General features: G+C 66.3%; 31 protein-coding genes and 1 pseudogene. 14 read left to right on the forward strand and 18 right to left on the reverse strand.

All coding sequences use genetic code 11. The features are described from left to right. Nucleotides 1-203 precede the first annotated feature (203 nt). The 4 genes from fumC (at nucleotide 204) to ACW18B_RS17520 (ending at nucleotide 2,730) form a co-directional block, all read left to right on the forward strand. On the forward strand, nucleotides 204-1,595 hold the full coding sequence (gene fumC / locus ACW18B_RS17505; protein ID WP_492048289.1) for a class II fumarate hydratase: 1,392 nt from the start codon (nucleotides 204-206) through the stop codon (nucleotides 1,593-1,595). Between the two features lie 7 nt (nucleotides 1,596-1,602). Continuing rightward, nucleotides 1,603-2,040, forward strand: a complete 438-nt coding sequence (locus ACW18B_RS17510; RefSeq protein ID WP_492048290.1) for a GNAT family N-acetyltransferase — start codon at nucleotides 1,603-1,605, stop codon at nucleotides 2,038-2,040. Nucleotides 2,041-2,176: 136 nt separating this feature from the next. Beyond that, nucleotides 2,177-2,419, forward strand: coding sequence for a type II toxin-antitoxin system CcdA family antitoxin (locus tag ACW18B_RS17515; RefSeq protein ID WP_492048291.1), 243 nt, complete (start codon nucleotides 2,177-2,179; stop codon nucleotides 2,417-2,419). Then, nucleotides 2,416-2,730 (forward strand): CcdB family protein, encoded by a 315-nt coding sequence (locus ACW18B_RS17520; RefSeq protein ID WP_492048292.1) that lies wholly within the window; start codon nucleotides 2,416-2,418, stop codon nucleotides 2,728-2,730. The genes ACW18B_RS17515 and ACW18B_RS17520 overlap by 4 nt, the downstream gene beginning before the upstream one ends. A gap of 3 nt (nucleotides 2,731-2,733) precedes the next feature. On the opposite strand, the gene ACW18B_RS17525 is transcribed toward ACW18B_RS17520, so the two are convergent. The 3 genes from ACW18B_RS17525 to ACW18B_RS17535 form a co-directional block, all read right to left on the reverse strand. Continuing rightward, nucleotides 2,734-3,138, reverse strand: a complete 405-nt coding sequence (locus tag ACW18B_RS17525; RefSeq protein ID WP_492048293.1) for a YccF domain-containing protein — start codon at nucleotides 3,136-3,138, stop codon at nucleotides 2,734-2,736. Between the two features lie 96 nt (nucleotides 3,139-3,234). Next, nucleotides 3,235-3,756: a hypothetical protein gene (locus ACW18B_RS17530; RefSeq protein ID WP_492048294.1), complete on the reverse strand. Its 522-nt coding sequence runs from the start codon at nucleotides 3,754-3,756 to the stop codon at nucleotides 3,235-3,237. After that, nucleotides 3,753-4,763 (reverse strand): polyprenyl synthetase family protein, encoded by a 1,011-nt coding sequence (locus tag ACW18B_RS17535; RefSeq protein ID WP_492048295.1) that lies wholly within the window; start codon nucleotides 4,761-4,763, stop codon nucleotides 3,753-3,755. The genes ACW18B_RS17530 and ACW18B_RS17535 overlap by 4 nt, the downstream gene beginning before the upstream one ends. A gap of 129 nt (nucleotides 4,764-4,892) precedes the next feature. Between ACW18B_RS17535 and ACW18B_RS17540 the strand changes: the two genes are divergently transcribed. Then, a complete protein-coding gene (locus ACW18B_RS17540; RefSeq protein ID WP_492048296.1) occupies nucleotides 4,893-5,654 on the forward strand; it encodes a tRNA1(Val) (adenine(37)-N6)-methyltransferase in 762 nt (253 codons plus the stop codon). A gap of 125 nt (nucleotides 5,655-5,779) precedes the next feature. Here the strand turns inward: ACW18B_RS17540 and ACW18B_RS17545 are convergent, their stop codons facing one another. Continuing rightward, entirely contained in the window at nucleotides 5,780-6,343 is a 564-nt protein-coding gene (locus tag ACW18B_RS17545) for a nucleoside 2-deoxyribosyltransferase (protein ID WP_492048297.1), read from the reverse strand. Between the two features lie 53 nt (nucleotides 6,344-6,396). Here ACW18B_RS17545 and ACW18B_RS17550 point away from each other — a divergent pair, with 53 nt between their 5' ends. After that, entirely contained in the window at nucleotides 6,397-7,197 is an 801-nt protein-coding gene (locus ACW18B_RS17550; protein ID WP_492048298.1) for a CAP domain-containing protein, read from the forward strand. A gap of 1 nt (nucleotide 7,198) precedes the next feature. Here ACW18B_RS17550 and ACW18B_RS17555 read toward each other — a convergent pair whose 3' ends face one another. The 6 genes from ACW18B_RS17555 to ACW18B_RS17580 form a co-directional block, all read right to left on the reverse strand. Next, nucleotides 7,199-7,780 carry a YceI family protein gene (locus tag ACW18B_RS17555; protein WP_492048299.1) on the reverse strand — a complete coding sequence of 194 codons (582 nt, stop codon included), beginning with the start codon at nucleotides 7,778-7,780 and terminating at the stop codon, nucleotides 7,199-7,201. Nucleotides 7,781-7,891: 111 nt separating this feature from the next. Then, the gene (locus ACW18B_RS17560; RefSeq protein ID WP_492048300.1) at nucleotides 7,892-8,377 is read right to left on the reverse strand and encodes an SRPBCC family protein; all 486 of its coding nucleotides are present in this window, start codon (nucleotides 8,375-8,377) and stop codon (nucleotides 7,892-7,894) included. Beyond that, nucleotides 8,361-8,720, reverse strand: a complete 360-nt coding sequence (locus tag ACW18B_RS17565) for an ArsR/SmtB family transcription factor (protein ID WP_492051770.1) — start codon at nucleotides 8,718-8,720, stop codon at nucleotides 8,361-8,363. Before ACW18B_RS17565 ends, ACW18B_RS17560 begins: the two co-directional genes overlap by 17 nt. A 105-nt stretch (nucleotides 8,721-8,825) precedes the next feature. After that, nucleotides 8,826-9,845 (reverse strand): ketol-acid reductoisomerase, encoded by a 1,020-nt coding sequence (gene ilvC / locus ACW18B_RS17570; RefSeq protein WP_492048301.1) that lies wholly within the window; start codon nucleotides 9,843-9,845, stop codon nucleotides 8,826-8,828. A 172-nt stretch (nucleotides 9,846-10,017) separates the two neighbouring features. Beyond that, nucleotides 10,018-10,410 (reverse strand): DoxX family protein, encoded by a 393-nt coding sequence (locus tag ACW18B_RS17575; RefSeq protein ID WP_492048302.1) that lies wholly within the window; start codon nucleotides 10,408-10,410, stop codon nucleotides 10,018-10,020. A gap of 206 nt (nucleotides 10,411-10,616) precedes the next feature. Then, nucleotides 10,617-11,516 (reverse strand): RcnB family protein, encoded by a 900-nt coding sequence (locus ACW18B_RS17580; protein WP_492048303.1) that lies wholly within the window; start codon nucleotides 11,514-11,516, stop codon nucleotides 10,617-10,619. Nucleotides 11,517-11,621: 105 nt separating this feature from the next. On the opposite strand from ACW18B_RS17580, the gene ACW18B_RS17585 reads away from it, so the two are divergent. The 4 genes from ACW18B_RS17585 to ACW18B_RS17600 all read left to right on the forward strand — a co-directional run bounded on the left by ACW18B_RS17585 (nucleotide 11,622) and on the right by ACW18B_RS17600 (nucleotide 14,782). After that, nucleotides 11,622-12,176 carry a DUF924 family protein gene (locus ACW18B_RS17585; protein WP_492048304.1) on the forward strand — a complete coding sequence of 185 codons (555 nt, stop codon included), beginning with the start codon at nucleotides 11,622-11,624 and terminating at the stop codon, nucleotides 12,174-12,176. A gap of 71 nt (nucleotides 12,177-12,247) precedes the next feature. Next, the gene (locus tag ACW18B_RS17590) at nucleotides 12,248-13,204 is read left to right on the forward strand and encodes a CsgG/HfaB family protein (RefSeq protein ID WP_492048305.1); all 957 of its coding nucleotides are present in this window, start codon (nucleotides 12,248-12,250) and stop codon (nucleotides 13,202-13,204) included. Nucleotides 13,205-13,514: 310 nt separating this feature from the next. Beyond that, nucleotides 13,515-14,354, forward strand: a complete 840-nt coding sequence (locus tag ACW18B_RS17595) for a thymidylate synthase (protein ID WP_492048306.1) — start codon at nucleotides 13,515-13,517, stop codon at nucleotides 14,352-14,354. 74 nt (nucleotides 14,355-14,428) lie between these two features. Continuing rightward, nucleotides 14,429-14,782: a PaaI family thioesterase gene (locus tag ACW18B_RS17600; protein ID WP_492048307.1), complete on the forward strand. Its 354-nt coding sequence runs from the start codon at nucleotides 14,429-14,431 to the stop codon at nucleotides 14,780-14,782. A 110-nt stretch (nucleotides 14,783-14,892) separates the two neighbouring features. Here the strand turns inward: ACW18B_RS17600 and ACW18B_RS17605 are convergent, their stop codons facing one another. Continuing rightward, the gene (locus tag ACW18B_RS17605) at nucleotides 14,893-15,915 is read right to left on the reverse strand and encodes a zinc-binding dehydrogenase (protein WP_492048308.1); all 1,023 of its coding nucleotides are present in this window, start codon (nucleotides 15,913-15,915) and stop codon (nucleotides 14,893-14,895) included. Nucleotides 15,916-16,009: 94 nt separating this feature from the next. Between ACW18B_RS17605 and ACW18B_RS17610 the strand changes: the two genes are divergently transcribed. Then, entirely contained in the window at nucleotides 16,010-16,522 is a 513-nt protein-coding gene (locus ACW18B_RS17610) for a dihydrofolate reductase (protein ID WP_492048309.1), read from the forward strand. Between the two features lie 16 nt (nucleotides 16,523-16,538). Here the strand turns inward: ACW18B_RS17610 and ACW18B_RS17615 are convergent, their stop codons facing one another. Together ACW18B_RS17615 and ACW18B_RS17620 are read right to left on the reverse strand one after the other, a co-directional pair. Beyond that, nucleotides 16,539-16,913 (reverse strand): DUF6768 family protein, encoded by a 375-nt coding sequence (locus ACW18B_RS17615; protein WP_492048310.1) that lies wholly within the window; start codon nucleotides 16,911-16,913, stop codon nucleotides 16,539-16,541. After that, the gene (locus ACW18B_RS17620) at nucleotides 16,906-17,463 is read right to left on the reverse strand and encodes an RNA polymerase sigma factor (protein ID WP_492048311.1); all 558 of its coding nucleotides are present in this window, start codon (nucleotides 17,461-17,463) and stop codon (nucleotides 16,906-16,908) included. Before ACW18B_RS17620 ends, ACW18B_RS17615 begins: the two co-directional genes overlap by 8 nt. Nucleotides 17,464-17,632: 169 nt before the next feature. Here ACW18B_RS17620 and ACW18B_RS17625 point away from each other — a divergent pair, with 169 nt between their 5' ends. After that, the gene (locus ACW18B_RS17625) at nucleotides 17,633-18,544 is read left to right on the forward strand and encodes an SMP-30/gluconolactonase/LRE family protein (protein WP_492048312.1); all 912 of its coding nucleotides are present in this window, start codon (nucleotides 17,633-17,635) and stop codon (nucleotides 18,542-18,544) included. A gap of 153 nt (nucleotides 18,545-18,697) precedes the next feature. On the opposite strand, the gene ACW18B_RS17630 is transcribed toward ACW18B_RS17625, so the two are convergent. Then, nucleotides 18,698-19,789 carry an NADH:flavin oxidoreductase gene (locus ACW18B_RS17630; RefSeq protein WP_492048313.1) on the reverse strand — a complete coding sequence of 364 codons (1,092 nt, stop codon included), beginning with the start codon at nucleotides 19,787-19,789 and terminating at the stop codon, nucleotides 18,698-18,700. Between the two features lie 90 nt (nucleotides 19,790-19,879). On the opposite strand from ACW18B_RS17630, the pseudogene ACW18B_RS17635 reads away from it, so the two are divergent. Next, nucleotides 19,880-19,994 (forward strand): annotated as a pseudogene (locus tag ACW18B_RS17635) (hypothetical protein); the annotation flags it as partial. 5 nt (nucleotides 19,995-19,999) lie between these two features. Here ACW18B_RS17635 and ACW18B_RS17640 read toward each other — a convergent pair. The 4 genes from ACW18B_RS17640 to ACW18B_RS17655 form a co-directional block, all read right to left on the reverse strand. Further along, nucleotides 20,000-21,211: an acyl-CoA dehydrogenase family protein gene (locus ACW18B_RS17640; protein WP_492048314.1), complete on the reverse strand. Its 1,212-nt coding sequence runs from the start codon at nucleotides 21,209-21,211 to the stop codon at nucleotides 20,000-20,002. 5 nt (nucleotides 21,212-21,216) lie between these two features. Beyond that, nucleotides 21,217-21,507, reverse strand: a complete 291-nt coding sequence (locus tag ACW18B_RS17645; RefSeq protein WP_492048315.1) for a putative quinol monooxygenase — start codon at nucleotides 21,505-21,507, stop codon at nucleotides 21,217-21,219. A 95-nt stretch (nucleotides 21,508-21,602) separates the two neighbouring features. After that, nucleotides 21,603-21,896, reverse strand: coding sequence for a hypothetical protein (locus ACW18B_RS17650; RefSeq protein ID WP_492048316.1), 294 nt, complete (start codon nucleotides 21,894-21,896; stop codon nucleotides 21,603-21,605). A gap of 152 nt (nucleotides 21,897-22,048) precedes the next feature. Continuing rightward, nucleotides 22,049-22,744 (reverse strand): TerB family tellurite resistance protein, encoded by a 696-nt coding sequence (locus tag ACW18B_RS17655; protein WP_492048317.1) that lies wholly within the window; start codon nucleotides 22,742-22,744, stop codon nucleotides 22,049-22,051. Nucleotides 22,745-23,032: 288 nt separating this feature from the next. On the opposite strand from ACW18B_RS17655, the gene ACW18B_RS17660 reads away from it, so the two are divergent. Further along, nucleotides 23,033-23,776 (forward strand): hypothetical protein, encoded by a 744-nt coding sequence (locus ACW18B_RS17660; RefSeq protein ID WP_492048318.1) that lies wholly within the window; start codon nucleotides 23,033-23,035, stop codon nucleotides 23,774-23,776. Nucleotides 23,777-23,780 lie beyond the last annotated feature (4 nt).

A 23,780-nucleotide genomic window follows, 5' to 3' on the forward strand; every position in this document is an offset into this window, starting at 1 on the left:
AAGCCAGCACCTCGTTGATCCCACGGACGAGGCCGACGTGGGACACGACCCGATAGCCGGGCAGATCATTGGTCGTAGCGACGAGCATGGCGCTCCTCCTTGCGTCAGTTGGGTATATCCAACCGCATTGCGCCGCACCATGCCGTTGCGAACCGCGGCCGTGAGGGTTAGACCGCGCCATCACGCCTTAAGGATCCTGCCGCATGACCGCCACGCGCACCGAGACCGACACCTTTGGCCCGATCGCCGTCGAAGCCGACAAGTATTGGGGCGCTCAGGCCCAGCGCAGCCTCGGCAACTTCAAGATCGGCTGGGAAAAGCAGCCTCTGCCGATCGTGCGCGCCCTGGGCATCGTCAAGCGCGCCGCCGCCGAGGCCAATCTGGCCCTGGGCAAGCTGGACCCCAAGATCGCCGAAACGATCATCGCCGCCGCCAATGAAGTGATCGACGGCAAGCTGAACGATCACTTCCCGCTGGTGGTCTGGCAGACCGGGTCGGGCACCCAGTCGAACATGAACGCCAATGAGGTGATCTCCAACCGCGCCATCGAGATGCTGGGCGGCGAGATGGGCTCCAAGAAGCCCGTCCACCCCAACGACCACGTCAATATGAGCCAGTCGTCGAACGACACCTTCCCGACGGCCATGCACATCGCCTGCGCCGAGCAGGTGGTCCACGACCTGATCCCGGCCCTCAAGCACCTGCACACGGCCCTCGCCGCCAAGGCCGCCGAGTGGAAAGACATCATCAAGATCGGCCGCACCCATACCCAGGACGCCACGCCCCTGACCCTGGGCCAGGAGTTCGGCGGCTATGCCCAGCAGATCGAGAACGGCATCGCCCGCCTCGAGATGACCCTGCCGATGCTGATGCAACTGGCCCAGGGCGGCACCGCCGTCGGCACCGGTCTGAACGCCCCCGTCGGTTTTGCGGAGCTGGTCGCTGAAAAGATCGCCGGCGTCACCGGCCTGCCCTTCACCACCGCCCCCAACAAGTTCGAGGCCCTGGCGGCCCACGACGCCATGGTCTTCACCCACGGCGCCATCAACACCGTGGCCGCCTCGCTGTTCAAGATCGCCAACGACATCCGCTTCCTGGGCTCGGGCCCGCGCGCCGGTCTGGGCGAGCTGTCCCTGCCCGAGAACGAGCCGGGCTCCTCGATCATGCCGGGCAAGGTCAATCCGACCCAGTCCGAAGCCCTGACCCAGGTCTGCGCCCAGGTGTTCGGCAACCACGCCACCATCACCTTCGCCGACAGCCAGGGCCATTTCGAGCTGAACGTCTTCAACCCGGTGATGGCCTACAACTTCCTGCAATCGGTGCGCCTGGTGGCCGACGCCGCGATCAGCTTCACCGACAACTGCGTGGTCGGCATCGAGCCGCGCATCGACAACATCAAGAAGGGCGTCGAGAACAGCCTGATGCTGGTCACGGCCCTGAACGGCAAGCTGGGCTACGACGCCTGCGCCAAGATCGCCAAGACCGCGCACAAGAACGGCACCACCCTGCGCGAGGAAGCCGTCGGCGGCGGCTACCTGACCAACGAAGAGTTCGACCAGTATGTGCGGCCGGAGAAGATGATCTCGCCGGGCTGAGCCTGACTTGCTCCAGCTGGTCAGGATCTTTGACGACCTGCCGGAGGACTTCGACGACCTCGTCGCGGAGGCCTCCGGCGAAGGCGCGCCGGAAATGGCCGTGCTGGCTCAAGGCTGGCGGGCAGGCCCGCGCTTTCAGAACGATGGTGAGGCCCTGCTCGCGGCTTTCCTGGCCGGGACCCTGGCGGGTGTCGGCGGCCTCGCCATCGAACCGCTGGCAAACGAACCCGCCCGCAGACTTGAGCCCCTCTATGTTCGCCCCGCCTTTCGGAGGCGAGGCGTCGGCTCCGCCCTCGCCTCGGCCCTGATCCACGAGGGATTCGACAGCGTGGGCCTGCTCACCGTCAACACCGCAGCCTCATCAGCCGCTGTTGCGTTCTGGGCGGCGCAAGGGTTCCACGCCGACACGCCGGGTCCATGGACTCGCGTCTTGCGAAAGACCTGAGACACTCACCTTTTAATTGCGCCAGGCCACCAATATGCAACCTTAAGAAAATTGCCTCAGGAACCCTTCGATGGCCGGCTGGCTTCCTGGAGGTGCCGCTGTCGGAGGATGACGAGGAATGATAATCTCCCGTCCCATGGACGCCCCTGAACGCGACATCGGCATAGACCCGGAACTGCTGGCCCAGGCCCAGCGGCTGGGCATCTCGATCACCGGCATGAGCGAAACCCAGCTTCGTCTGCATCTGCAGAAAGTCGATCCGGCCGGCGCAGAGGAACGCGCGCGGCGCTGGGCCGAAGAGAACGCCGAGGCGTTAAAGGCATACCGCGAACACATCGAGCGACGCGGGGTGTTTGGTGATGATCTAAGAACGTGGTGATCCGCCAGTTCGACGTTTTCCCGAACCCATCGATCCGCAGTCGAGGCAGCGCGCCTTACGTGATTGTCCTGCAATCGCATCACGCCGGTGATCTACCGACCGTTATCGTCGCGCCGCTCTATCACGTGGCCGGGTTCGAAGGCCTGACGAAACTCACCGTCGAAGTGGCCTGCGACGGGATTGACCTTGTCATGTCCCTTCCGCAGTTGGCGGCTATCAATGCAACATTGCTCCAGCGCAAAACAGCCAATCTCGCCGCCTATGAAGACGACATCCGCCGCGCGCTGGACCGCCTGTTCACCGGCTTCTGAAACCTACCGCCGGACCACCACCACTTCGCGGCCGATCGGGGCCAGGGCGATCAGCGCCAGCTGGAAGTCCTTGATGGCGAAGGGGATGCCGATGATCGTGATGGCCTCGGCAAAGGCGATCATCAGGTGGCTCAGAGCGACGTACCAGCCGCCCAGCAGGAACCAGATCACATTGAGCACGAAGCCCAGCGGCCCGGTGCCTAGGTCATGCCTGCCCGTGACGATCTCGCGGCTGACGATCTCCTTGCCGAACGGCCAGAAGGCGAAGCCGGCGATGCGCCACGCCGCGGCCGTATAGGGCAGACCAACGATGGTGATGGCCAGCAGGCCTCCGGCCAAAAGCCACAGCAGGCCGGAAATCCAGCCGCCCATGATGAACCACAGGATGTTCAAGATCAGTCGGATCATCGCGCCCATACCCTAAAACCAGACCCAGACGTGGCCATGATCGCATCATTTGTCGAGGCCGCGCGCGCCAGGTTACGGCGAATTCACGCCTTGGGCTCAGTCGCGCGACTTGATCAACTGCCACCGCCGGGCCCACTGGCCGCGTCCAATTCCGTTCAGGGCCAGCATGTAGAGGCCCGCATAGATCACCGTCAGCACGCCCATCACGGCCCAGGTCCAGGGGCTGGGCATACTCAGGGTCGGCGCAGTCGTCACCCAGTCATGGGGCGGCGAGCTGAATTCCAGCCACAGCCCGCCCACCCAGGCCGACGCGCAAAGGGTGACAATCGGATAACGCAAAAGCGGACTGCGCTGGATCAGCAGCCAGGCCAGCAGCAAGCTCGCGCCAGTGAAGGCGGCCAGGCCCGCCGCCCAGGGCTGCCAGGGGCCGGACACGAATCGCGCCACCCGCAACCCCGCCCAGACCGGCGCCCACAGCACCGGCCCAAACAGAAGCACCAGCAGGACAAACCCGACCAGAACGCCCACGCCGCCGCCAATGATCTTCCCCGCCGTCTCGCCGGCGCGATGCGCGCGGATATTGGGGTCGCCCCCGGGATTCTCGGGGGTCGAGATCATGCCCGGCGACTGACCGCGAAATCAGCCAGGCTCTCGAGCGCCGAACGCCAGTCGTTGTCCGGGAAGCTCGCCAGGGCCAGCTTGGCCTTGTCGGCATAGTCGGCGGCCAGGTCGAGGGTGGCGTCCAGGGCGCCCGAGCCGATGATCAGTTCACGGGCGCGGCGGAAATCGGTCTCGGTCTGCTCGCGGCGACCGATGGCCCGCTCCCAGAATTCGGCCTCGCGCGGACCCGACCGGGCGATGGCCAGCAGCAGCGGCAGGGTGGCCTTGCCCTCGCGGAAATCGTCGCCGGCGTTCTTGCCCAGGGTCTCGGTGACGCCGCCATAGTCGAGAGCGTCATCGGCCAGCTGGAACGCCAGGCCCAGGTTCAGGCCATAGGCGCGCAGGGCGTCAGACTTGGTCGCGTCCACACCGGCCGAAACCCCGCCCGCCTCTGAGGCGGCGGCGAACAGCTCAGCGGTCTTGGCGGCGATGATGTCGAGATAGATGGCCTGCGACAGGTTGAGGTCGTGGCTGCGGGTCAGTTGCAGCACTTCGCCCTCGGCGATGACACGGCTGGCGCGGGCCAGAATCTCCAGCGCCTTGATCGAGCCGGTTTCGACCATCAGCTCGAAGGCGCGGGCGAACAGGAAATCGCCGACCAGAACGCTCTGCGCCGCGCCCCAGATCAGGTGGGCGGCGACCTTGCCGCGCCGCAGCTGGCTGCCGTCGACCACGTCGTCATGCAGCAGGGTGGCGGTGTGAATGAACTCGACCGAGGCGGCCAGCTTGAGACAGGCGTCATTGTCCGACCCGGCCAGACGCGCGGCGGCCACGGTCAGCAGCGGGCGCAGGCGCTTGCCGCCGGCGGCGATCAGATGCTCGGCCAGCGCCGGAATGACCGGCACATCGCTCTGCATGCGTTCAGTGATCAGGCGGTTGACCCCGTCCATATCGACGGCGGCCAGACGCGCGAGACGATCCACCGATCCCGGCTCTCGGGCGAGGGTCGCTGCAACTGCGTCCAAGACCATACTCTCCTTGACCCACGCCTGAAGGCGACCGGGGCTTGCATCCGCCCCCAACAGGATCAGCCGTTGCGAGGGACAATGGTGGCGGGATAGGTCACGGTCAAGGCAAGCACAAGGCTTGATGCGTTGGACGATACTCAGGTGACCGAAGATTTGGTGCTGAACGGCCGGATTCGCCTGCGCCAGAGGGTCGGCGGATATCGCGCCGGCATGGACGCGGCGCTGCTGGCGGCCGCCTGTGACGCCGGTCCGGGTCAGCGGGTGGTCGAGGCCGGCTGCGGAGTCGGCGGCGCCTTGCTGGCCGCGGCGGCGCGGCGCCCGCAGACCCGATTCGAGGGCGTCGAGCGCGATCCCCAGGCCGCCGCCCTGGCGCGGGAAAACATCGCGCTCAATGACATGTCCGACCGCGTCGCGATCACCACCGGCGACATCGAGGCCGGCTTTCGCGCTCTGGACCTGCCGGTGTTCGACGCGGCGATCAGCAATCCGCCGTTTTTCGATGATCCCGGCGCCCTGCGCGCGCCCTCCCCCGCCAAGTCCGGCGCCTGGATGGCCGACGGCGGCCTGGCGGCCTGGACCGGCTTCCTGCTGAAAGCCGTGCGCGAGGGCGGAACGATCACGATCATCCACCGGGCCGACCGTCTGGCCGACATCCTGGCCCTGCTGGCCCCCAAGGCCGGCTCGTTCCGGATCCGGCCGATCCAGCCCTTCGCCGACGCACCGGCCAAGCGGGTGATCGTGCGGGCGATCAAGACCGGCAAGGCCCCGCTGGTGCTGTTGCCGGCCCTCGTGTTGCACGACCGCGCCCTGGGCTCAGAGGGAGGGGGTGGACAGCACGCGGCGGCGGCGGAGGCGATTCTGCGGGGTGAGGCAGGGCTGGAGTGGTGACGACTGGCCCCCTCCGCGCCTGCGGCGCTCCTCCCCCGTAGGGGGAAGATGAAAACGCGCGGACCTCATCTTCCCCCTACGGGGGAGGACGACCGCGTAGCGGTCAGGAGGGGGCCAGTAGCCCCCTACTCCGCGTAGAGCCTCAGCGCCTCGAGACACAGCTCCAGACCCGTCAGGTCGTGCAGCGGATCGGCGGTGACGATCACGAACAGCCGCCGGGCCTCGGCCCACAACATCACCGTTTCGGGCAGGCCGTAGTTTTCGACCACACAGCCGTCGCCGTCGCGCCAGACGCCCGCCTCGTCGCGCTGGGCGCCGACGAACGCGTCCACCCGGTCGACATATTCAGCCTGGGTCTCGTCGGGCACATTGAGATAGGCGAAGATCGGGCGGCCCAAACCGGCCAGCACCCCGGTCTCGAACGCCGCGCCGGGATCGGCCGAGGGTCCGCGCCAGGGCGTCAGATTGACCACGCCGGCGTCGGCCTGACGCAATCGCGCCATCCGCGCGGCGTAGAGTTCACGCGCTTCCAGTTCCGAGCCCGCCTCTGACGCCAGAGGCAGAGGTTCAGGCGTCAGGCCCTCGAACCCCGCCTCAATGCAATGGGCGCGCTGGCGGGCCGCCTGGGCGGCGGAATCGGGGAGCCAGACATCAGGGCCGGCCAGCCATATGGAACGCACGGGACGCATGGGCCTTAGAGGTTGGTCCATGGGGGATCTGTCAATCACTGTTCAGAGTCACGATGCCGAGAATTCTCAGAAGAACCCTGCTGACCATCCCCTTCGCCCTGGCGGCCGGCGGGGCGCGCGCCGCCAACCTCGCGCCCTGGCTGGCCTATGAGCGACGGCTGCGGGCCGGCTTGTCGGACGCCGCCGGCGGCGACTTCGACGGTGATTTCGAAGACACCCTGGCCGATCTCAACGCCCTGATGCGCGACCGCCAGGGCCTGGGCGTCCTGCGGCCCGATCCCGGCCTGACCCTGGCCGCCCGCGCTCACGCCGCCGACATGGCCGCCACCGGACGTTTCGAACACGCCACAGCCGACGGCTTCACCCCCGCGGGCCGGGTGGGCCTGCTGGCCCGCGACCTGGTCGGGGCGCCGGGCGAGAACATCGCCATGCGCCGCAACGCCTCTGGGCCCGTCACGCCCGACCAGATCATGAACCAGTGGCGAACCAGCCCCGGCCATCGCGCCAACCTGCTGGCGCCGGGCTTCACCCATGTCGGCTATGGCGTGCTGCGCCAGGGGCCGCGCGTGATCGCCGTGGGCGCCTATGCCGAGGTGGCCGCACGACTGGAACGCCCCGCGCCGCTGAGGGTGGGCTCGGTGGAGCAGATCGCGACGGCCCTGGCCCGCGCCACCCCCACAATCGCCCAGTTCTCGGTGTCCGAACCCGGCGGCGAGGTGCTGACCATGACCTATGTCGAGGGTCGTCAGCCGCCTGCCGTCCTGCCCAAAGGGACCTGGCAGCTACGCCCGCACCTGTCGTCAGGGGAGCACCGCTACCAGGTGGCCTGGGGGCCGGTGTTCTTTCTGGACTAGCCTACTGGGCGACCGCCAGGGCTTCGATGCGGATGGCGACGTTGTCACCGATCACGCCGGCGGCGTTGGCGCTGCCGAAGGCCTTGCGGCTGATCGAACCGGTGATGGTGAAGCCGGCCTGCTTCTTCTGATTGTTGGGCGCCGCGCCGATCTTGTTCAGCTTGACGTCCAGGGTGGCCGGCTGGGTTACGCCCATGATGGTCATGTCGCCGGTCACCTTGGCGGTGTCGGGTCCGGTCTTTTCCACCCTGGTCGACTTGAAGGTCATGGTCGGGTTCTTGGCGGCGTTCAGCCAGCGCTCGCCCGTCAGATGACCGTCGCGGGCGGTGTCGGCCGAGAGCAGGCTGGCGACCTGGACGGTGGCCTCGACGCGCGACTTCTCGGGCGCGGCCTCGTCCAGCCAGATCGTGCCTTCCGACTTGGCGAAGATGCCGATGATGGAGGTGAAGCCGAAGCGGTCGATGACGAAGGTCGTCTCGGTGTGCGACGGATCGATCGTGTAGGCGACCTCGGCGGCGAAGGCCGGTGCGGCGGCGGCCGACAACGCGGCGCCGGCGATCATGGCGGCGAGCAGGCGGTTCATGGGGCGTCTCCTTCGTCATTCCCAAACGGGCCGGCGGGGACTGTTCATCGGTCCGAAGCGTCGCGCAAGCCGGAAACGAAGCCCTCGGCGGGGCCGAGGGCTTCGCGCGCCTCAGGCGCTGGCGAGCAACTCGACCAGCAGCACGTCCAGCTCCCCGAACTGCTCGGGCAGGCCCGCAGCCGAGCCCTGGATGGCCTCGTCGCAGGCTTCCTTGTCGGGATACAGCTCCGACAGCACCAGCAGCGTCTTGCCGCCCTGATCCTCGAAGGTGACGGTCGTCACCGCGCCCGCGTCGCCGCTTTCCTCATTGGTCCAGACGATGCGCGAGGGCGGTATCACCTCGATATACCGTCCGAAGAAGGCCATCGAATTGGCGGCGTCCAGCCCGAACTCGAGGCGGTACCCGCCCCCCGTACGCACATCCATCTCGCAGGCCCGCAGGGGAACGCCCAGCGACTTGGGAACCCACCAGCGCTGGAACAGCTCCGGCCGGCGCCAGGCCTCAAACACGATCTCCACCGGGCCGTCGAACAGGCGCGTCACAACCAGTTCCAGGTCAGACTTCCGCTCGACCAACGTGCTATTCTTTCCGTCCATTCGCTCTCTCCTGCTGTTTCAATTCCTCGACGATCTCGTCCAGCGCATCGAAGCGAAGATCCCAACGGCGCCGGTATCGCTCGATCCACGCCGCCTCGTCCTCCAGCCCTCCCGGAGAGAGCCGGCAGGTCCGTACGCGGCCGATCTTCTCCGTCGCCACCAGCCCCACCTGCTCCAGCAGGCTGACGTGCTTCTTCATGCCGGTGAGGGTCATGTTGAACCGCTCGGCGAGATCGGTGATCGAGGCCTCGCCGCGCCCAAGCTGCTCCAGAACGCCCCGACGGGTGGCGTCCGAAAGCGCGGCGAAGGCGGCGTCAAGGCGGGCGGCATTACACTGAACCATATGGTTCATTATTAGAGGTCGACGGCTGAACCGCAAGCCCAAAATGAAAAAGCCCCCGGCCGGGGGAGGCCGAGGGCTCTGACAACGATCCTGGAGAGGGACCGGCTAGTTCTTGGTGACGTCCACCAGCTTGTTCTTGGCGATCCAGGGCATCATGCCGCGCAGACGCGCGCCGACTTCCTCGATCTGGTGTTCGCCCGCGCGACGGCGGGTGGCCTTGAACGAGGGTTGGCCGACGGCGTTTTCCAGCATGAAGTCGCGGACGAACTTGCCCGACTGGATGTCTTCCAGCACGCGCTTCATCTCGGCCTTGGTCTCGGCGGTGACGATGCGCGGACCGGTGACATATTCGCCGTACTCGGCCGTGTTGCTGATCGAGTAGTTCATGTTGGCGATGCCGCCTTCATAGATCAGGTCGACGATCAGCTTCAGTTCGTGCAGGCACTCGAAATAGGCCATTTCCGGCGCGTAGCCGGCTTCGACCAGCACTTCGAAGCCGCAGCGGATCAGCTCGACCGTGCCGCCGCACAGGACGGCCTGCTCGCCGAACAGGTCGGTTTCGCATTCTTCGCGGAAGTTGGTCTCGATGATGCCCGAGCGGCCGCCGCCGATGGCCGACGCATAGGCCAGGCCCAGGTCGTGGGCGTTGCCGGTGGCGTTGTGGTGCACCGCGATCAGGCAGGGCACGCCGCCGCCCTTTTGATATTCGCCGCGCACGGTGTGGCCGGGGCCCTTGGGCGCGACCATCAGGACGTCGATGGTGTCCTTGGGCTCGATCAGGCCGAAGTGGACGTTCAGGCCGTGGGCGAACAGCAGGGCCGCGCCGTCACGGATGTTGGGGGCGATGTCGGTCTTGTAGATCGCGGCCTGATGCTCGTCGGGCGCCAGGATCATGATCAGGTCGGCCCAGGCGGCGGCGTCAGCCACGGTCATGACCTTCAGGCCTTCGCCCTCGGCCTTCTTGGCGGTAGGCGAGCCGGCGCGCAGAGCGACGGCGACGTTCTTGGCGCCCGAGTCCCGGAGGTTGAGGGCGTGCGCGTGACCTTGCGAACCATAGCCTACGATCGCGATCTTCTTGTCCAAGATGCGGGCGAGGTCGGCGTCGCGATCATAATAGACGCGCATGTTTATTCTCCAAGGACTGGTCAAATTGGCCGCTCCACGCAACAGCGAAGCGACAAAGGCCGGGCGTTTGAGCGTTTTTTTGCCGTTTCGTCAAGGCGACGACGACACAACACCGTGACGGATAAGCCTCTGTGGCGAGGTTTTAACCGCAGAGGCCCGCCTCCGCCATGCTTCAGGCGTCGCGCCAGGGAAATAGCGGCCGCAAGCGCGCATCCCGCAGCCATAGGCCGCCCCACATCACCAGGCCCAGATAGAGGCCAAAAAGCACATGACTGAACAGCGGATTGTCCACCCGCACCTGGGTGGCCATGGCCCCGCCCAGAAGGCCGGTCATCAAGATCGCGCCGAAGACGGCGGTGCGCGGGATCAGATACAGGACCAGGAACGCCAGCTCCAGAATCCCGATCATCAGCACCTTGTCGGCCTTCCATCCCAGCGCGACCAGGGTGTCGGCCGCCACCGTCATGCCGGTCAGCTTCGGATAGATCGACGCGCCCAGCATGAAGAGGGCGAAGAGACCGGTCAGGCCACGTCCGGTCCAGACCATCGGCGAGGCTTTGAACATCGTCATTCCTTTCAAGACCGCGACGCCTGATCGCGACCGGGACGGGGCCTTGGCCCCAAAGTCCCAGGACGATTGCCCAGGCCGCCGACCGACACGCGCCAATTAAAAACTTGGAACGGCGCCGGGGCCAAGAGCCGCGCTTGAAACAAAAAAGCCCGGGCCGACCTGACAGGTCCGCCCGGGCTCTTCGACGGCCAGATCGCCGCCTACCAGAACAGGTCGTAATAGACGCTCAGCACCCGGCCGGACCACACGTCGACGAGGATGGCGTCGTCGCCCACCCGGACCCATTCGCAGCCGATCGGCGGCTGGGGAAGGCCATAGCGATACCAGTCCAGATAGTAGTGGCTCGAATACCAGCCGCCCGGCAGGTAGTCACCAAACGACCAGCGGCTGACGTACCAGCCGCGCGGCGCGCGATAGGACCCGACGCGATAGCGCTGCGAGGCGTGGAAGCTGGGACGATAGCGGCGCTGGTCATACTGCGGACGACCGTGGTCGCGATCGCGGTACTGACCGCCATGCCCTGGCCGGCCCCGATCGTCGCCGCGTCCATTGTGGTCACGCCCGCCGTTCCAGCCGCCATTGCCACGGTTCCAGTCGCGGCTGTCATTGCGGTCGCCGCCAGGACGACCTTGATCCGGCCGGCCCTGATCCGGACGGCCGCCCTGGCCAGGACGGTTCTGGTCTGGACGGCCCTGATTGCCGCGATCCCGGTCGCCGCCATTGCCGCCCGGCCGACCGCCACGGTCACCACGGTTCCAGTCCTGCTGGCGCGGCGGCTGGGCCTGCGGCGCCTGGGGCGGCAGCCCGGGCTGCGACGGCGTCTGGGCCTGAGGCGCGGGACGGCCGCCGCCGTTCCAGTCGGGCCGGCCACCGCGATCACCGCCACGGTCCCCGCGATCGCCGCGATCACCGCGATCGCCGCTGGGCTGGCCACGATCCTGCTGTCCACGGTTGGGCTGACCTCCGCCCTGGCGGTCACCGCCACGGTCTCCGCGCTCACGTTGCTGCTGCTGCGCGGCGACTGCGCCAGCAGATCCGGCCTCAGCCGCCGCGCCGCCGAGCAGCGACAGGACCAAGGCGGTCGAAATCAGACGCTTCATTTCATGCTCCAAGGGGCCTTGTGCGCGGCCCCGGCTTTGTCCCTTGATAGCAACATCGGCCGTCGCGGATGAACCGCGTTTGAACGGATAGGCCAGGGCTTGAGTATGACCGCGCACCCTATGGATATTATTGGCTTCTGGCGCGCCGCCGGGCCCCGGAAATGGTTCGCCAAGGACCCTGCGTTCGATGCCGCCATCGCCCTGAAATTCGAGCAGACCCACTACCGCGCCGCTCAGCGCCGCTATGACCGCTGGGCCGAGACCCCCGAAGGCGCCCTGGCCCTGATGATCCTGCTGGATCAGTTTCCGCGCAATCTCTATCGCGGCACCGCCCACGCCTTCGCCACCGATCCGCTGGCCAGGATGTTCGCCCGCGCCGCCATCGCCGCCGGCCACGACCAGGCCGTGGACGCCGAGCTGCGGCCGTTCTTCTACCTGCCGTTCGAACACTCTGAATCCCTGGTCGATCAGGAGTTCAGCGTCGAGCTGTGCGCCGCCCTTCAGGCCGACAGCGGTGATGAGAACACCATCAAATGGGCCCTGGAGCACCGCGACGTCATCGCCCGCTTTGGCCGCTTCCCCCATCGCAACCCCGTGCTGGGCCGAGAAACGACGCCCGCCGAGCAGACATTCCTCGACGAGGGCGGCTTCGCGGGCTGAAACCCCACAAACCGGTTGGCGACCCCTGAGGGCGTCAGTAAAGTCCCGGCCTCGTCCGGGGAGTCCTAAAGATGAAGAAGTTGTCCGGGTTGCTGGCGCTGAGCGCCGCGATCGTCGCCCTTGCTCCGGCTGCGGCCCTGGCCCAAGCCAAGGCCAAGGCCAGCAAGGCCCAGCAGATGCAGACCCAGGCCGTCGCCGAGATCCCGCGCTGCGCCCGCAAGCTGGGCACGCTGTCGATCATCGACGGCGACGATACGCGCGGCTGGATGCAGTACAATCTGGCCTCGCCGCAAAAGCTGCTGAAGGCCATGGTCCAGAAGTCGGGCTGCTTCAATCTGGTCGATCGGGGCGCGGGCCTCAACGCCGCCCAGATCGAACGCAACATCGGCGGCAATCTGGGTCTGCAGCGCGGCTCGAACGTCGGACAGGGCCAGGTCAAGGCCGCCGACTACGTGCTGGTGGCTGAAGTTCAGGCCAGCGACAGCAACGCCGGCGGCGGCGCGGTGGCCGGCGCCATCGGCGGTCTGATCGGCGGTCGCGCCGGCGGCCTGATCGGCGGCATCAAGACCAAGAAGCTGGAAGCCAACACCGTTCTCTCCCTGACCAACGTGCGCACAACCGAGACCGTGGCCGTTCAGGAAGGCTATGCCGTCAAGAACGATATCAGCTGGGGCGCGGGCGGCGGCATCGGCTTCGCCGGCGCGGTCGGCGGCGGCTATGAAGACACCGAGATCGGCCGCATCGTCACGCTGTCGTTCATCAACAGCTACACCAAGCTGGTCTCCGAACTCGGGCTCCTGTCGTCCGACGTCCCGGCCGCCCAGGCCGCGCCGTCCAAGACCTTCGTCGCCACCCGGGTCGTCAATCTGCGCGCTACGCCTGTCGCCGGCGGCAAACTGCTGCGCGCCCTTCCCGCCGGCGCCCTGGTCTATCCGACCGGCAAGAAGCAGGAGATGTGGTGGGAAGTGGCCGATGAGAACGACAATGTCGGCTGGGTCCTGAACGCCGGGTTGGAGCCGGCGCGGTAGAACATTTTATAAGCCTAAGCACTGATCCCAACGCAAAAGTGGTTTGGATCAGTGTGAAAGCCCGTTCCGGCCAGAAGCCAAACGACTTCTGAATGCTCCTTCTGGAGAGAAATCGAGAATCGGGCCACACGTATTTCCATTAACAGCTGCCTGTTGATAACCAGTGAGTAACTAAGTTATGCACAGGTGGCTGTTCACTGGCGGTGAGCAGCCGACTCTAAGTCGTGAGCCGTAATGTACGATGCAATTTGTATCATCGCGCGCAAACGTGGGTCGCGGCACACCAGTAGGTCAGCCTAGTTGGTGCCATATGAACTTTCACACTCCGCTCAAGCCTCGTGCATCCGCCCACCATCCCGAGTGGCAGTACCTCGACCTCCTTCAGGATATTCTCGATAATGGTGTGCGCCGCGACGATCGCACCGGCACTGGCACTCTGGGCGTATTCGGCCGTCAAATTCGGTTCGATCTAGCGCAGGGTTTCCCTGTTCTAACGACGAAGAAACTGCACCTTCGCTCGATCTTTATCGAGCTGCTGTGGTTCCTGAAAGGCGATACTAACATCGCCTATCTGAAGGAAAACGGCGTACGAATTTGGGATGCATGGGCCGATGAGAAGGGCTGCTTGGGCCCTGTCTATGGCAAGCAGTGGCGCTCTTGGGCAATGCCCAACGGAGAGTCCATCGACCAAATTGAAATCCTCATTGAGGGTCTGAAGACCAATCCCAACAGCCGCCGCCACATCGTCAGCGCCTGGAACCCGGCCGATGTCGAGGACATGGCCCTGCCGCCCTGCCACTGCCTGTTCCAGTTCTTCGTCGCCGATGGAAAGCTCAGCTGCCAGCTCTATCAGCGCAGCGCCGACGTCTTCCTGGGCGTGCCGTTCAACATCGCCTCCTACGCCCTGCTGACCCTGATGGTCGCCAAGGTGGTGGGGCTGGAGCCCGGCGAGTTCGTCCACACCTTCGGCGACGCCCACCTGTATCTCAACCACCTCGACCAGGCCCGCGAACAGCTGACCCGCGAGCCGTTCCCCTTCCCCACCCTGACCATCGCCGACAAGCGCGACCTGTTCGCCTTCGAGTATGCGGACTTCAAGCTGGAGGGCTATGAAGCCCACCCGCACATCAAGGCCGAGGTTTCGGTCTGACCTGGGCCACCGACCGCCTGGATCAGCTGAAGGCCGGCGACACGGCCTTCCCGCCCGTCGTTCAGACGTTGCAATTGGGCGGGCTGGACGACTGGGGACCGGGCTGGGCGAGAAAGGTCTGGCAGCCCTCGCCGGATCTCCTCAACAGCGATGGCTCGATGTTCGGCGGCTATCTGGCGGCGCTGGCCGACCAGATCCTGGCCTTCGCGGCCATGACCGCGGCGCCGGCCGACGCCATGTTCCGCACCAGCCATCTGAAGATCGACTTCATCCGCGTGGGCAAGGCCGAGCCCCTGCGCCTCGAAGGCCGGGTCGTGGCCAAGACCCGATCGATCATCCATGTCGAAGCCGATTTCTTCCGGCCCGACGGCGAACTGATCGCCCGCGCCAGCGCCCAGCAGATCATCGTCCCCTTCGGCGGCGCCTAGAGCCCTTTCCGACCTGATGGCTTCATCAGGGTCGGGCGAAAAGGGCTCTAAATCAAAAGTTTAGAGCATTTTTCGATCCGATAACCGTTTCACACTTATCGGAAAATGCTCTAGGGCTTCAACACGATCTTCCCCGCAACCTTGGTCGACTGCAGCAACTCCTGCGCCTTGGCCGCCTCGGCCAGCGGGAAGGTCGCGCCGATCTGCGGGTCGATCTTCCCCGCCCCGATCAGGGCCAGCACGGCGGCCAGATCCTGCCGATAGGCGTCCGGCCGCGCATCGCGCCACGAGGTGACATTGTAGCCGACCACGCCTTGGCTGGTCGAAAACAGCGTCATCGCTGACAGTCGGTCGGCCAGCAGCATGCCGATCATCGCGCCGGGCCGCAGCTTGCCGCCCCGGGTGGCGTCATAGCCGCCATAGAGCACCGCCGTACCGCCCGCGCGCAGGGCGGCGATCGAGGCCGTCTTCAGGTGAGCCCCGCCCACGTGATCAAAGGCCGCCACCACGCCGCCGCCGGAGATCTCCAGAGCCCGCTTGGCCACCGGCGCGCTGCGATAGTCGAGATGGACGCCGCCCTTGGCCTCGACCACCGCGCGCTTGCCCGCCGAGGCGGCGCCGATCGCCCTCACTCCGGCAAGGCGCGCCAGGTCCAGCAGCAGCCCGCCGACCCCGCCCGCCGCGCCGTGCACCAGCACCCATTCCCCGGGCTGGGCCGAGGCGATGCGATGAAACATCTGCCAGGCGGTCAGGCCGTTCAGCACGCCGGCCACCAGGGCCTCCGCGGCGACGCCTTCGGGCGCGGCGACCAGATAGCGGGCCTCGACATTGCGACGATCGGCATAGGAGCCGGTGACCGTCAGGGCCGCCACCCGCTGGCCGACAGCAAAACCCTCGACGCCAGGCCCCAGGGCCTCGATACGGCCGACCAGATCATAGCCCGGCGTCACCGGCGCCTTGACCCCGGGATAGAGCCCTGTGCGCATGACGATGTCGGCAAAGGCGACGCCGGCCGCCTCGATCGCCACCCGCGCCTCGCCCGCCCCGGGCGGGGCCAGGTCGACGGCGCGCCCCTGCAACACCTCGACGCCGCCCGTTCGGGCCATGTGCATTTCGAAGGCCGAGATCGTCATGATGTTTTTCTCCCCACCCCAACTTAACGACGCTCAGATCTCTGGCAAGCGCTCTTGGCTGGCGTCGGCGCCGGGGCGAGGCTAAAGCAGCAGCATGACCCCGATCCTGTCCCTCGTCGTCGCCCGCGCCGCCAATGGCGTCATTGGCCGTGACGGCGACCTGCCGTGGCGGCTGAAGTCGGACCTGGCCCTGTTCAAGGCCAATACCCTGGGCAAGCCGATCATCATGGGTCGCAAGACCTGGGACAGCCTGCCCCGCAAGCCCCTGCCCGGCCGGATGAACGTGGTGCTGTCGCGCGACGGCAGCTTCGAGCCGGCCCAGGCCGTGGTGTGCGAAAGCTTCCTGGAGGCCGTGCAGATGGCCAAGGAACAGGCCGAGGACGACGGTGTCGACGAGGTGTGCGTGATCGGCGGCCGCGCCCTGTTCGAGATGGCCCTGCCCAAGGCCAAGCGGCTGTACCTGACCGAGGTCTCGGCCGAGGTCGACGGCGACGTCACCTTCCCCGACTTCGACGAAGCCGCCTGGACCGAGGTCCGGCGCGAGGCCTACCCCGCCGGCGACGGCGACGACCACGCGTTTGTGTTCCGGGTGCTGGAGCGGCGTTAGCCAATCCAGACGGCGCTTACGGCTGCGCCTCGAAACGCCGGATGATTTGCAACTCTAGGCGCTTGAGCTCACGCACCAGCCGGTTGGCCTGGAACGTCGGCCACAGCGCCATCTTCATCACCAGCGCGCAGATCAGCAGCACCACCGCCGGCAACCCCCAACGCAGGGCCGTCAGAACGTCCCCGGCATTGAAGAACTTCAAGGCCGCGATCACACCGCCCACGAACATCAACCCCTGAACGATCATCAGGGTCAGGTTCACCCAGCCGGTGCGCCCGTCAAAGATCGCCATGGCTTGAGCCAGATAGCCCGGCTCCTCGTCGATCTGACGGAGAAGCTCGCGTTCCTGAGCGGCTAGAGCGTCATCAATCATCCGGTCAGCATCACTCATGGTGTTCTCCTTCCAGCAGGGCGCGCAATCGACGCCGTGCGTGCAACAGGCGGGTCTTTATCGTGCCCGCGGGGACATCCAGGGCCACGGCGATCTCGGGGATGCTCATGTCATGGAAATGAAAAAGGGCGATCGCAGCGCGCTGCACGCCGGGAAGCTGCGCGATGGCGGCCTCCAGTTGATGGCGGGCCGCCAGTCGCTCCTGCTCTGGCGCGTTGAACGCCGGCTCCGGCTGCGCTTCAAAAGCGCTGATGAAGGCCCGCTCCTCGATCCTGGTCTTGATCATGCGGGCGCAGCGGCGCGAAACGATCCGATACGCCCAGGCGGGAAAGGCCCGCTCGTCGCGGAGATGCGGCAACCCCTTGGCGATCTCGACCCAACTGGCCTGGGCGACGTCCTTGGCCGCCTCGCCGTCCCCGATCAGACGCCAGGCATGGGCGACGAGGCGCTTGTGCCAGCGGCGGACCAGCTTCTCGAACGCAACGCGATCACCGGCCCTGGCGCAGACGGTCAGGTATTCATCCAGAATCTGACCCGCCAAAGCCACCATCGCCTCACTCATCTGCGTTGTTGAAAGCTAGGTGGCGCGGAAGACGCGAACGGTTCAATGACCGCGTTCGATCTTTGCAGCCTCTACCTCCGCGTCACCCTAGCGGCGACTTCAAACACCCGTTTATAGTCCTCTCCTTCGCGCGCCAGACGCGATCAGGGAGAGACGCATGGACATCCAACTCGTCGCCGAAGGTCTGCTGTTTCCGGAGGGCCCGATCGCCATGGCCGATGGTTCGGTGATCCTCACCGAGATCCAGGGCCAGAGGCTGAGCCGCATCACCCCCGACGGCAAACGCCAGACGGTGGCGGAGACCGGCGGCGGACCCAATGGCGCGGCGATCGGTCCGGACGGGGCGATCTATGTCACCAACAACGGCGGCAGCTTCCAGTTCATCGATATGGGCGGCCTCAATGTGCCGGGCCCGACGCCGCCCAGCCACACGGGCGGCTTGATCCAGCGGGTGGACCTGAAGTCCGGCAAGGTGACGACGCTGTACACAGAGTGCGACGGCAAGCCGCTGGTCGGGCCCAATGATCTGGTCTTCGACAGGCAGGGCGGGTTCTGGTTCACCGACCATGGCTGCTCGACGCCCGACGGCCGCAAGTTCGGCGCCCTCTACTACGCCCTCACAGACGGCTCGAAGATCACCCGGGCGCGCGACCACTTCGTCTCGCCCAACGGCGTGGGTCTCTCGCCCGACGAGACGACCGTCTACATGGCCGACACCACCCTGGGACGGCTTTGGTCCTTCGATATCGCCGAGCCCGGCGTCCTGGCGCCCGCGGCGGGGTTCGCGCCCGGCAATGTGGTCTGCACCCTGCCCGGCTATCAGTTGCTGGACAGCCTGGCGGTCGAGGCCGGCGGCAAGGTCTGCGTGGCGACGATCATCAATGGCGGGATCACCGCGTTCGACCCCAATGGCTCGACCGAGCACTTCGCCTTCCCGGATGTGATCGTCACCAATATCTGCTTTGGCGGGGCCGACATGCGCGACGCCTGGATCACGGCGTCGGGCACCGGCAAGCTCTACAAGGCGCGCTGGCCGCGGCCGGGGCTGACGCTGAACTTCAACGGGTAATCCCCTTCTCCCCTCGCGGGAGAAGGTGTCGCGAAGCGACGGATGAGGGGGCGGCCGGGTCAGCCGAGCGCGGCTGACCGATCCGAGAACCCCTCATCCGACCCCGGCATTCGCCGGGGCCACCTTCTCCCGCAAGGGGAGAAGGACAAGGGCCTAGTAAAGAACCCCCAGCGCCTCGCGTTCGAAGTTCTTCAGTTCGTCCTGACGACCATCGCGGATCTTCACGACCCAGTCAGGGTCCTGCAGCAGGGCGCGGCCGACGCCGACCAGATCGAACTCGCCGCGATCCAGGCGCTCCAGCAGGCCGTCGATCGAGGCAGGCTGGCTGCCCTCGCCGCCGAAGGCCGCGATGAACTCGCCCGACAGGCCCACCGAGCCCACGGTGATCGTCGGGGCGCCGGTCAGCTTCTTGGCCCAGCCGGCGAAGTTCAGGTCGGAGCCTTCGAATTCCGGCTCCCAGAAACGGCGCTGCGAGCAGTGGAAGATGTCGGCGCCGGCGTCGGCCAGCGGCTGAAGCCAGGCTTCCAGCTCTTGAGGCGTGGCGGCGTTCTTGACGGCGTAGTCCTGCTGCTTCCACTGCGACAGCCGGATGATCACCGGATAGTCGGGGCCCACGGCGACACGGACGGCCTTGAGGATCTCGGCGGCGAAGGTGCTGCGTTCGCCGATGGTCGGGCCGCCGAAGGCGTCGCCGCGCACATTGGTGCCTTCCCAGAAGAACTGGTCGATCAGATAGCCGTGGGCGCCGTGCAGTTCGATGGCGTCGAAGCCCAGCAGCTTGGCGTTACGGGCGGCGTCGGCGAAGGCGGCGATGGTGTCGGCCACCTCGGCGTCGGTCATCGGCTCGGTGAAGGGGTTGCCGCCCTTCTTGGACAGGCCCGAGGGGCTGTCGATCTTGCCCAGGACGTCTTTGCCCTTGGCGGCGCCGACGTGCCAAAGCTGCGGCGCGATCAGGCCATCGGCGGCGTGAACCTCGTCCACGACCTTCTTCCAGGCCGCCAGTTCCTTTTCGCCATGGAAGCGCGGGACATTGGCGTCATTGAGCGAGGCGTCGCGCGCCACGCCCGTGCCCTCGGTGATGATCAGACCGACCTGACCTTCGGCGCGGCGACGATAATAGGCCGCCACGTCATCAGTCGGCACGCCGCCCGGCGAGAACGACCGGGTCATCGGGGCCATCACCACCCGGTTGGGCAGTTTCAGCGACTTGAATTCAAACGGCTTGAAGAGGGCGTCGAGGGCCATGGAGCGCTTTCGGAAAGGTCGGTGTTGGGGGAATTATGGGGCGGGTTGCGATTATGGACTATCCAGAAAAACTACAACCCGGATGGTGTGTTGTTCAGCCGCCCTGCGTCCTTCGAGGCTCGGCGACGCCTCGCGCCTCAGGATGAGGAAATCAGAAAAAGGTCCTCATCCTGAGGCGCCCGCGCAGCGGGCCTCGAAGGACGCACGGGCTCAAAGCCCCAGGACCAGCTTGGCCATGATGTTGCGCTGGATCTCGTTGGAGCCGGCATAGATCGAGGCCTTGCGGTAGCTGAAATAGGTCGGGGCCGCGGGCGCGGCGTAGTCAGGGCCGGCGCGGCCTTCATTGCTGGGCGCCAAGGTGTCGCGCACGAAGGGCGCGGCATAGGTTCCCACCGCTTCCAGGGTCAGTTCGGTGATCGCCTGCTGGGCTTCGGAGCCGGCGCATTTCAGCATCGACGAGGCCGGCCCCACGGCCTTGCCCGCGTCCCGGCCCGAGAAGATCCGCAGTTCGGCCGCGTTCAGGGCCGCGACCGAAATCTCCAGATTGGCGATCTTGGACCGGAAGTCCGGATCGTCGATCAGCCGGCCGCCATCATCGGCCAGTTCTGTCGAGGCGATCTTGCGCACCTTCTTGATCATGTTCATCAGGCCGGGCGCATAGGCGTTGCCGCGTTCGAACTCGAGCAGGTACTTGGCGTAGGTCCAGCCCTTGTTCTCCTCGCCGATGCGGTTGGCGATCGGCACCCGCACATTGTCGAAGAACACCTGATTGATCTCCTGCTGGCCCTCGGCGGGACCATCCAGGGTGGGCAGCGGCTTGATCTGGATGCCGGGGGTGTCCATGCGCAGCAGCAGGAACGAGATGCCGTTCTGCGGCTTGCCCTCGGTCGAGGTGCGCACCAGGCAGAACATCCAGTCCGCCCACTGGGCGTGGGTGGTCCAGATCTTGGAGCCGTTGAGGATATAGTCGTCGCCGTCGCGCTCGGCCTTCATCTGCAGCGAGGCCAGATCCGACCCGGCGCCGGGCTCGGAATAGCCCTGGCACCACCAGATGTCCGACGACAGGATCGGCGGCAGGTGCTGTCGCTTCTGCTCTTCGGTGCCAAACGCCAGGACCACCGGCGCGCACATCTTCAGGCCCATCGGCGAAGGGGTGGGCGTGCCGGCCAGGCTCAGTTCCATGTTGTAGATGTAGCGCTGCGAGGGGGTGAAGCCCGCCCCGCCCCACTCCACCGGCCAGTCGGGGGCCGCCCAGCCGCGCTCGGCCAGCTTCTTCTGCCATTTCACCTGCCCGGCCTTGTCCAGATAGCCGTTCTTGGACTGGCTCATCTTGTGGCGCAGGTCATCGTCATAGGCGGTCGCGATCCAGTCGCGGACCTCCTGCTGGAAGGCCAGATCCTCGGGCGATAAGGCGAGATCCATGGCGGCTACTCCACCGCGTCCAGATATTCGATCTCGGGGCGGCCGGCCATGAACGGTCCCATCGCCACGCCGCCGGCCTTGAAATAGTCGGTGCCGCCGTGCGCCTTCAGATCGTCCATCGTGGCGTAGAGCTCCAGCACCTTGTAGGTCCCGGCCTCGGTCTTGGACTTGGTGAGTTGGTAGAGCAGGCAGCCAGACTCGTTGGCCTTCACCTTGGCGGCCAAATCGAGGAACACCGCCTCAAACTCTGAGGTCTTGTCGACCTGGACCTTCAAGGTCGCAACGACACCGATCATGCTCGCCTCCCAACAACTGTTTGAAAGCAGCATCAACTAGGCAGCCGCGCGCCGCAAGGCCGACGTTGCGGAAGTCTTCGCGATGAGGACGTTTGCTAGGGCCGGTCGTTCCAGCCGTAGGCCACCCAGGAATGGCCGCCGACGTGGCGCGCTTCAATCAGCGACGGATCGGCGCCGGCCTTGGCCTTGACGGTGCGGCGGGCCCGCAGGGCCAGCGCCACCAGGCCAAACAGCGCGCTGCCCATGAAGCCGATGACCACGACGGTGGCGGCGAAGACAACGGCGAGCACGGAACCGATCACCACGGCGGCGGATGTCGCCAACGCACCGGCGAGCCACGCCAGACTACGCAAAGCAGACCCCCCGGTCATGGATGTCGAACCCGTCATCAAGCGTTCCTTCCCGGCGCGAACGCCGATTCTTGGCCCATCTCGTCAGCCACGTCTGGTTCACGTGGGCCTACTGTTAACTCAACACCCGCGCGATCGATCTGAAAAGCCCATTTCTTCCGAGACATAACGTCTCGGCCGAAATGCCTGTCTCAGCCCGCCGCCGCCAGGCCCAGTTCCCGCCGCTCGCGCATCACGGTGGCGAAGGCTTCGTTGATGGTGGCCGACTTGGCCTCGGCCACCTCGATGAACTCGCTGGGCAAACCCCGCGCCCGCGCGCGATCGGGGTGCGCCGACGACAGGGCCGTCTTCCAGGCGCGGCGCACCGCTGCGTCGTCGGCGTCGGCGGCGATCTCGAGGATCACATAGGGGTCGTTGGCGCAGACCCCCACATGGAGAGCGCGCAGCCGGCGGAAGGCCAGCGGCGACAGGCCAAAGAGGTCCGAGACCCGTTCCAGATAGTCGAGCTCGTCCTGGGTGACGACGCCATCGGCCTTGGCGATGTGGAACAGGCCCTCGACCACATCCTCCAGAAGCTGCGGACAGGTGCGATAGCGCTTGGCCAGCCGCTTGGCGTAGCTTTCGAAACCGTGGGTGGTCTGGCGCGCCAGATCATAGAGCCGGTGGATATTGTCTTCCGAGGCCGGATCGGGCTGGAACACCTCGCTGAAGGCGGCGAACTCCTGCCCGTCCGCGCGGCCATCGGCCTTGGCCAGCTTGGCGCCCAGAGCCGTCACAGCCGTCGAGAACGCCGGATCCTCGCCCGGCAACCCGGCCGGACAGTCCGGGCACTCGGCCAGGTCAAGCCGGCGCGCGGCCAAGGTTGCGATGTTGCGCCAGAAGGTCATGAAGGGATTGAAAGCCCAGAAGCGTGACGGGAATAGGACGAAGCAGATACGCGCGACAGCGCGATAAGGATCACGCCCCCAGGCCGCCTTCTAGCATATTTCGGCGCGCGCCCCAGCCCCAGGGCGCGCTCATGAACCCGAATTCATGGTGGAGCTTTTCGCGTCCTCGTCCGTTACGGCTCGGCTCGTGATGGTCAATCCTCGTCATTGGGCGCCATCCTGTGGTCCCAATCAGACCCGAAATGCTCTAATCAAAGCGTCGCTTATCCAAAAAGGACTTCCGCCCTCATGGGGACCGCTCTCTTTCTCGCCCTGGCCATGATGGGCCAATCGCCCATCGCGCCCGTCGCCGCAGCGCCCACCGACGAGTACGGCTATGTCGCCTGGTGCTATGGCGCGCTGGGCGGCTATGTCGATCTGTATGATCAGGTCATGCCCGAAGTGACCCGCATCGAGAAGGCCTTCCCCGGCCCCGACGGCGTCGCCGCGTCGCTGAAGACCTATCCGGAGATGCGCGCCCAGGCCCGCAACGACCTCAAGACCTTCTCGTCGGCGATCACCGCGGCCGAAAAGGCCAGTCCGCGCCAGATCTCGGAATATGGCGGCGCCGCGGTCAAGAAGGGCCGCTCGGTGTGGACCGGCGCGGATTCGGCCAACAAGGCCCGTCTGGCCCAGGTGTGGATGAGCTGGTCGCCGCCCGGCGACTGCGAAACCCGCGCCAAGGCCCTTGAAAGACGCTCCAACATCCTGGGCCGGGCGCTGATCTACAACGCCGCCAAGGCGCCCGAACCCGCGCCTGAGCCCCCCGTCGAGCCCCCTGTCCCGGCCACGGCAGAGCCAACCGCGCCGATCGCGGCCGCCGAACCGGCGCCTCGTCCTGCGGTCGAGCCGGCCATGACCGAAAAGCCTGCGCCGCCTCCGCTCGCCAAGGCCGAATTCGTTATCGACGCCGCCGACCCCAAGCCCTGCCCTGGCCGCCTGGAACCCGCCAAGCGCGACGGCAAGCCGGTTCTGGTCTGCAAGCCGGACTAGGGGT

The organism is Caulobacter sp. FV2ps19 (assembly GCF_058681035.1).